This is a genomic window from Oerskovia sp. NPDC060287 (assembly GCF_042726775.1).
GTDB lineage: Bacteria > Actinomycetota > Actinomycetes > Actinomycetales > Cellulomonadaceae > Oerskovia > Oerskovia merdavium.
This window is the reverse complement of sequence record NZ_JBHXBO010000217.1, coordinates 1-7069: the sequence shown is the minus strand read 5'-3', so window position 1 is coordinate 7069 and position 7069 is coordinate 1. Positions and strand designations below refer to the sequence as shown.

The 7069-nt window shown below is 73.3% G+C and carries 7 protein-coding genes; all 7 read right to left on the bottom strand.

The genetic code is table 11. The features are described from left to right. Window positions 1-89 precede the first annotated feature (89 nt). Window positions 90-785: an HAD family hydrolase gene (locus ACFWFR_RS15840; protein ID WP_377623595.1), complete on the bottom strand. Its 696-nt coding sequence runs from the start codon at window positions 783-785 to the stop codon at window positions 90-92. A gap of 140 nt (window positions 786-925) precedes the next feature. Continuing rightward, window positions 926-1306, bottom strand: a complete 381-nt coding sequence (locus ACFWFR_RS15835) for a hypothetical protein (RefSeq protein ID WP_377623594.1) — start codon at window positions 1304-1306, stop codon at window positions 926-928. Window positions 1307-1497: 191 nt separating this feature from the next. Further along, the gene (locus tag ACFWFR_RS15830) at window positions 1498-2295 is read right to left on the bottom strand and encodes a TSUP family transporter (protein ID WP_191805357.1); all 798 of its coding nucleotides are present in this window, start codon (window positions 2293-2295) and stop codon (window positions 1498-1500) included. Window positions 2296-2429: 134 nt separating this feature from the next. After that, window positions 2430-3005: a DUF5063 domain-containing protein gene (locus ACFWFR_RS15825; protein WP_191805281.1), complete on the bottom strand. Its 576-nt coding sequence runs from the start codon at window positions 3003-3005 to the stop codon at window positions 2430-2432. Continuing rightward, entirely contained in the window at window positions 2998-3597 is a 600-nt protein-coding gene (recR, locus tag ACFWFR_RS15820) for a recombination mediator RecR (RefSeq protein WP_191805283.1), read from the bottom strand. The genes ACFWFR_RS15825 and recR overlap by 8 nt, the downstream gene beginning before the upstream one ends. Window positions 3598-3675: 78 nt before the next feature. Further along, a complete protein-coding gene (locus tag ACFWFR_RS15815) occupies window positions 3676-4077 on the bottom strand; it encodes a VOC family protein (RefSeq protein ID WP_191805285.1) in 402 nt (133 codons plus the stop codon). Window position 4078: 1 nt separating this feature from the next. Further along, on the bottom strand, window positions 4079-7003 hold the full coding sequence (locus tag ACFWFR_RS15810; RefSeq protein ID WP_377623593.1) for a DNA polymerase III subunit gamma and tau: 2925 nt from the start codon (window positions 7001-7003) through the stop codon (window positions 4079-4081). Window positions 7004-7069 lie beyond the last annotated feature (66 nt).

The window sequence follows — 7069 nt, the reverse complement described above, 5'->3', positions numbered from 1 at the left end:
AGGTTGCAGTCGTTCTGACCCTGAGAACGACCGCAACCTCGTGCTCGGCAGCCGCCGGCAACCACCCGGCCCGACCCGGCGGCTGGGCCTCACCACCCGAGGTACCCCGGCAGCTCGGCGAGAGACACGATGCGCTCGGGCTCGTCGAACGGCCCGCGGCCGTCCCGGTCCAGGTGGACGGCCTGCAGCCCGGCCGCACGGGCGGCCACGACATCGAGGTCGTACCGGTCCCCGACGTGCAGGGCCTCCTCCGGCACGACCCCCAGCGCGGCGCAGACCTGCACATAGCTCGCACGTGCGGGCTTGGCCACTCCCAGCCCCTCGGCCGTGAACACTGACCCGACCCGCCCGTCCAGACCCACGGCGCGAAGCTTGGCGTGCTGCTGGTCCTCGGTCCCGTTGGTCAGGACGGCCAGCGGGACATTCCGGGCCCGCAACGCTGCGAGCATAGGTTCGACGTCGGGGAACGCGGTCCACGACGCCTCGTAGTGCGCGACATAGCCGGCGAAGACCTGATCGAGGCCATCATCGGATCCCCCCTCGAGGCCCGCGAGCGGCAGCACGTCACGGAGCCGACGGCGCCGTTGCTCGGCGAAGTCGATCTCCCCCGCGCGCCAGGCGGAGAAGTGCTCCTCCTCTGCGGCGAACCACGCGTCGACCAGCGCGGCGGTGACCTCGACCCCGAGGCCTGGCAGCCAGGCCGCGAGCGCAGCCCGTGCGGCCCCTTCGTGGTCGAGGAGCGTCCCGTCGAGATCGAGGACGACGGCCTGCGTGCGAAGGTGCATGGTGGCGACCCTAGGTGACCGGGGTGCCGGGCACGAGGTTGTGGTCGTCCTGAGCCCGAGAACGACCACAACCTCGTTCTCGGCGATCAGCTCCGTTGGTCAGACAGGCAGCCAAGCCGGTGGTCAGGCCGGCGGCCCGGTCAGGTGCGCGGGTTGACCAGCACGAGGTAGGCGTACAGCCCGAGCGCCGCGCACGCCAGAAACAGCAGGAGGAGTCCCCGCCTCCGCGGCCAGGCGACGAGGATCCCGAGCGCGGCAGGCACGGTGACCATCGCCACGAGCCACGCGAACGCCTCGGTGGCAGGCGTGGGATCGCCGAAACAGGCCAGATCCGCTTCGACGAACATCCCCGTCTCGCAGTAGTAGCCGTATCCGTCCATCCCCACGTCGTAGGTGATCATGGCGGGGATCGCCACCAGGACGTACCCCACGAACGCGACGAGCACCCCGGCGATCAGCCGCCCCAGCGCCAGACCCCGGCGCTGAGGCCGGGGTCGGGGTCGCCCGAACGGGCCGGTCACGCCGGAGGGGTCGACACGGACCGGGTCGGGTTCCCCCTCCCCCGCCCGCGCACGAGGTGGGTCGTCGTGCGTGCCAGGCAGATCGAGATCAGGCGAGTAGCCACCCGTCTCCGATCGGACCATACGCCGCGGCCCTGGCCGCGGGGCTCCGTCCGCATCCCCCTCTGGACCGGACCCCGCCCCTCGCACCGTCACTCCCCGAGGCTCGTGACGACGTCGTACCCGAGCTTGCAGATGAGTGCCCCCACGACGACCACGAAGACGACCCGCACGAACCCGCTGCCCTTGGCCACGGCCATGCGCGCCCCGATGTACGCACCCAGCAGGTTCGCGGCCCCGATCGCGAGCCCCAGTCCCCACAGCACCGCCCCGTACGGGACGAAGAAGATGAGCGCGCCCGCGTTGGTCGCGAAGTTGGCGATCTTCGCGAGCGCCGAGGCGGGCAGGAACGCGTACCCGAGGATGCTCACGAGCGAGATGACGAAGAACGTCCCCGTCCCGGGACCGAGCAGCCCGTCGTAGAACCCGATCACGAGCCCGATCCCGGCCGCGGCCCACCGGTGCCCGTTGCCCTCCCAGCGCAGGTTCGTCGTGTGCCCGAGCCGGGGCTTGGCGATCGTGTAGACGGCCACCGCGATCAGGACCACGAGGATGATCGGCTTGAACAGCTCGGCGGGGATCTTCGACGCGAGCGCCGCGCCGCCGATCGCCCCGAACAGGGCCGCGATCGCCATGGGCCCCGCGGTCCGCAGGTCGGGGCCCACCCGCCGGTAGTAGGTCGTGGCGCTGACCGAGGTGCCCATGATGCTCGCGAGCTTGTTGGTCGCGAGGGCCTGGACCGGGCTGATGCCCGGCACGAGCAGCAGCGCGGGGAGCTGGACGAGCCCTCCCCCACCGACCACGGCGTCGATCCATCCGGCGGTCAGGCCGGCGAGGACCAGGAGGGAGATCGTCAGGAGGTCGAGCTCGAGACCGCCAGACCCGGGCAGCACGATCCCGTCGCCCGCGGCGAGCGGCGCGTGCGCCACGAGAGGAAGCGTCGCGGCGAGGTCCCAGGTCACACGGCAGTCTTGCACGACGGCGGAGAGGTCACCCGGGTGCTGGCGCCCCGGTGCTCACCCGGTCAGGACTGCAGCGCGTCGTACTCCGCCTCGGCCGCGACGTCGTCCTCGACGTCGAGGCGCAGGTGCGCGAGCACCATCTGCAGGACGCGCAGCGCGCTCGCGGCGCGCTCTCCCCACAGGGACAGGTAGGAGAACTGCCACCACCACAGCGCCTCGAGCTCCTGGCCCGAGTCGTAGTGCTGGAGCCCCTTGGCGAGTGCCTCGGCGATGCACGCGATGTCCCCGGACACGAACGCCTGCCCGACGACGGCGCCAAGCACGGGGTCGACGATCTCCGGGTACTCGTCGAGACCGTCGAGGAGCTGCGCGAGCGCCTCGCGCAGCGGGTCGAGGTCGGTCTCGGGGCCGGCATCGGGCTCGAAGCGCTCGTCCGGGACGACGTCCATCATGGCGCCGAGGCGCGCCCCGGCCGCGAGCATGTCCGACGTGGCGAGCAGCAGGAGCGGGATCGCGGCCTCGGGGGCTGCGCCCGACGCGACCTCCGCCGTGGTGGTCAGGAAGGTGCGGGCCTCGGCGGACACGGACGCGGCGACCGACCGGAGGTCGGACCCCAGTGCCTCGCTGATCTCAACCACTGACGACTCTCCGTCCCTCGAAGGCCCGCCCCAGCGTGACCTCGTCCGCGTACTCCAAGTCTCCACCCACGGGCAGCCCGGACGCGAGGCGGGTGACCCGCAGGCCCATCGGGGACAGCATGCGCGTGAGGTAGGTGGCCGTGGCCTCGCCCTCGACGTTGGGGTCGGTCGCGAGGATGACCTCCTGCACCTCGCCGTCGGCCAGTCGCGTGAGCAGCTCACGGATGCGCAGGTCGTCGGGACCCACGTTGTCCATGGGGTTGATGGCCCCGCCGAGCACGTGGTACTTGCCCCGGAACTCACGCGTGCGCTCGATCGCGACGACGTCCTTGGGCTCCTCGACGACGCAGATCACTGCGGCCGAGCGCCGGGGGTCGAGGCAGATGCGGCACCGCTCGCCCTCAGCCACGTTGCCGCAGACCTCGCAGAAGCGCACGCGCAGCTTGACCTCGGTCAGCGCGTCGGTGAGCCGACGCACGTCCGCGGCGTCGGCCGCGAGGAGGTGGAACGCGATGCGTTGGGCACTCTTGGGGCCGACCCCGGGGAGTCGGCCGAGCTCGTCGATCAGGTCCTGGACCGCGCCTTCATACACGTCCCCAGCCTACGTGGCGCCGCCCACGCTCGGAGCCGCCCCGGAGGCGGCGCGCGGCCGTCGCCCGTGCGGGTCCGCTCAGGTCTCGTCCGCGACGATCTCGACCTCGAAGCCGTCCTCGTTCTCGAGGTAGGCCGCGTAGTGGTCGGGCCCGCCCGCGTACGGGTGGGCGTCGGCGAACATGAGGCTCCACCCGTGCTCGGCAGCGCGGGTCACGAGGTCGTCGACCTCGCTGCGCCGGCCGCCCGTGAACGCCAGGTGGTTGACCCCGGGGCGCATGCGGTCGTGCCCCTTGCCACGGACCGCGGGGCTCGCCTCGAGCACGATGTACGTCGCACCGCGCAGCCAGCTCTGCCCCGTGGCCCACGTCTGGAAGCGCGTGTAGCCGAGCTCGTCGAGCAGCCACGCCCACGAGCTCTCCGCGGTGTCGAGGTCCTCGACCCAGAGCTCGACGTGGTGGAGCTCACCGCGGGGGCTCACGTCAGAGCCCGGTGTCGATGGTCTCGTCGATCACGACGCCGCCCAGGAGCTGCGCGACGAGGGGCGCACCGACCAGACCCGACGAGGCCAGGTCCGGGTCGTCGTCCGAGGGCGAGTCGTCCTCGATCGAGGTCGTGACGCGGGCCGAGGACTGCCGAGCCTTCTGCTCGGCGGCCTGACGCTCGAGCGTCTGGCGACGTGACTCGCGGACGCCGGGCGGCGGTCCCGCGGGGGCGGGGGTCGGGGCGCTGGGCGCGGCGGGCGCGCGCAGCGTCTGCCGGTTGCCCGACGGCGCCGCTCGCCTCACGTCCACGGGCGGCGGTTCCGGGCCCTCGTCGAAGTCCGCGGGCGGCTCGGTCATGGAGGCTCCCGCGAGCCAGGCCTCGTCGGCCGCGTTGACGACCGGGGGCTCGACCACGGGCGCCTCGGGAGCAGGTACGGGAGGAGCGGCCACGGGAGCCGGGCGTTCCTGGACCGCGACGCTGCTCCGCTGCTCGTGCTGCAAGGCGGCTTCGCCCGTGTGGTGCGGGACACCGGGGCCACTCGCGGTCGTCGGCGCAGCGACGGTGCCCACGGGGTCGGAGGCCGGGGACGGCGCCCCGGAGGACCCGTTCCCGCCCGAGCCCGACGCACCGGACCCGCCGGAGACCTCGTGCGCGGACACGTCGGCCGGGGCCGACGGTCCTGCGACCGACGGGTCGTCGTGACGTGGAGCCGGGGGCGCGGCAGGCGCCGGCGCGCTCGGCGCCGGGCCGCCGCCCTCGTCGAGGCGGGCCTCGACCCGGACCTGGAACCCGAGCGTCTGGTAGACGGCCTCCTGGACCGCCCCCGTGTGCCGGGAGGTGGAGAAGGTCCGCGCGAGAGCCGGCGTCTGGAACGCGAGGTACAGCGTGTCCGACGTGAGCTCGCCGACCTGCGCGTTGGCGCTCACGAGGGACCACGTGACGCGGCTCGTGCTGAGGGTCTGGAGGACCTCGGGCCAGCGACGACGCAGCGCGTCGGTGCTGAGCGCGTCGGCGTGGTTCGAGGCCTGTCCGGCACCGGGCGAAGGTGCTGTGACCTCGGTCTGGGCAGGAGCCTCCCCGGCGGGCGAGACGGGCTCGACGACCGGTGCAGGAACAGCGGCTGCGCGGGGCGCACCTCGCTCCGGCCCAGCGTCGACGTGCTCCGCGGCGGCGGATTCCGCGCCGAGGGCAGCCGCAGGCGCCGCATCACCTGCGGGCTCGACGCCGCCGGAAGCGTGCTCGGCGACCGGTGCCGCGTGGTCCACGGGGCTCTCTGCACCGACTCGCACCGACTCCGCCGGCTCGGCGTGCGCGTCGCCGACGGGTACCACGACCGGCCGGTCGTCGGTCGCCGGGGCGACCGCCTCGCTCGAGCGGGCGGGCTCGTCCGCCTGAGGGGCGGCCTCGGCCGGCACCGCGACCACAGGTACGGACGGCACCGCGACCACAGGTACGGACGGCACCGCGACCACAGGTACGGACGGCACCGCGACCACAGGAGCGGTCGGCGCCGCCACAGCAGGCACGGCAGGAACGGGCGGAGCAGCAGGCACACCAGGAGCAGCAGCCCCCTCCCCGCTCTTGCGCGCCTGGAGCGCGGCTCGTGCGGCCGCGGCCCCGCTCAGCCCGTTGGCGGGCGCGACGGGGGTGACGTCCTCCTCGACCCGCGGGCTCCGCGGCGGTGCGGCGACGAGCCCCTCGGGGCCGCCGGACCGCGGTGGGGACGCGACGGGCGCGAGGCCGCCGGTGCCCAGGCCGCCCCGCTCCAGCCGGTCGATGCGCGCCGCGAGCCCCGCTGCGCCGTCGTCCACGCCGGGGAGCAGGAGGCGCGCGCACAGGAGCTCGAGGTGCAGGCGCGGCGACGTGGCGCCGCTCATCTCGGTGAGCGCCGCGTTGACCAGGTCTGCCGCACGCGACAGCTCGGCCGCCCCGAGGTTCTGGGCCTGGGCCTTCATGCGTTCGAGCTGGTCGGACGGGACGTCGCGCAGCACCGCGTCCGCGGCACCGCCCGAGACCGAGATGACGATGAGGTCGCGCAGGCGCTCGAGCAGGTCCTCGACGAAGCGGCGCGGCTCGTGCCCCGTCGTGATGATCTGCTCGACGACCCGGAAGATGCTCGCGCCGTCGCGGGCCGCAAGGGCCTCCACGACGTCGTCGAGCAGCGAGGCGTGCGTGAAGCCCAGGAGGTCCACGGCGCGCTCGTAGTCGACGTTCCCGGCCTCGGCGCCCGCGATGAGCTGGTCCATGACGGACAGCGAGTCACGCACCGAGCCGCCGCCCGAGCGCACGACGAGCGGCACGACGCCGGTCCCGATCGTCACGCCCTCCGCAGCGCAGAGCTGCTCGAGGTACGGGCCCAGGACGTCCGGCGGGACCAGACGGAAGGGGTAGTGGTGCGTGCGCGAGCGGATGGTCCCGATGACCTTGTCCGGCTCCGTGGTCGCGAAGATGAACTTCACGTGGGGCGGCGGCTCCTCGACCAGCTTGAGGAGCGCGTTGAAGCCCTGCGGCGTGACCATGTGGGCCTCGTCGAGGATGAAGATCTTGTACCGGTCCCGGGCGGGTGCGAAGGTCGCACGCTCCCGGAGCTCGCGGGCGTCGTCGACACCGTTGTGCGAGGCCGCGTCGATCTCGATGACGTCGAGGCTGCCCGAGCCGCCACGTGCGAGCTCGAGGCACGACGAGCACTCCCCGCAGGGGGTGTCGATGGGCGTCTCCTCGGTGTTGCGCGCACAGTTCAGCGTGCGGGCGAGGATGCGCGCCGAGGTCGTCTTGCCGCAGCCACGAGGGCCCGAGAAGAGGTAGGCGTGGTTCACGCGTCCGCTGCGCAGTGCCTGCCGCAGGGGTCCGGTGACGTGGTCCTGCCCGATGACCTCGGCGAAGGTCTCTGGCCGGTAGCGGCGGTACAGGGCGGTGCTCACCCCGGCAACTCTAGACGGCGTGGCTGACAGCCCGCACAGCGGGTCCCCGGGCGCGCTGCCCGGGGA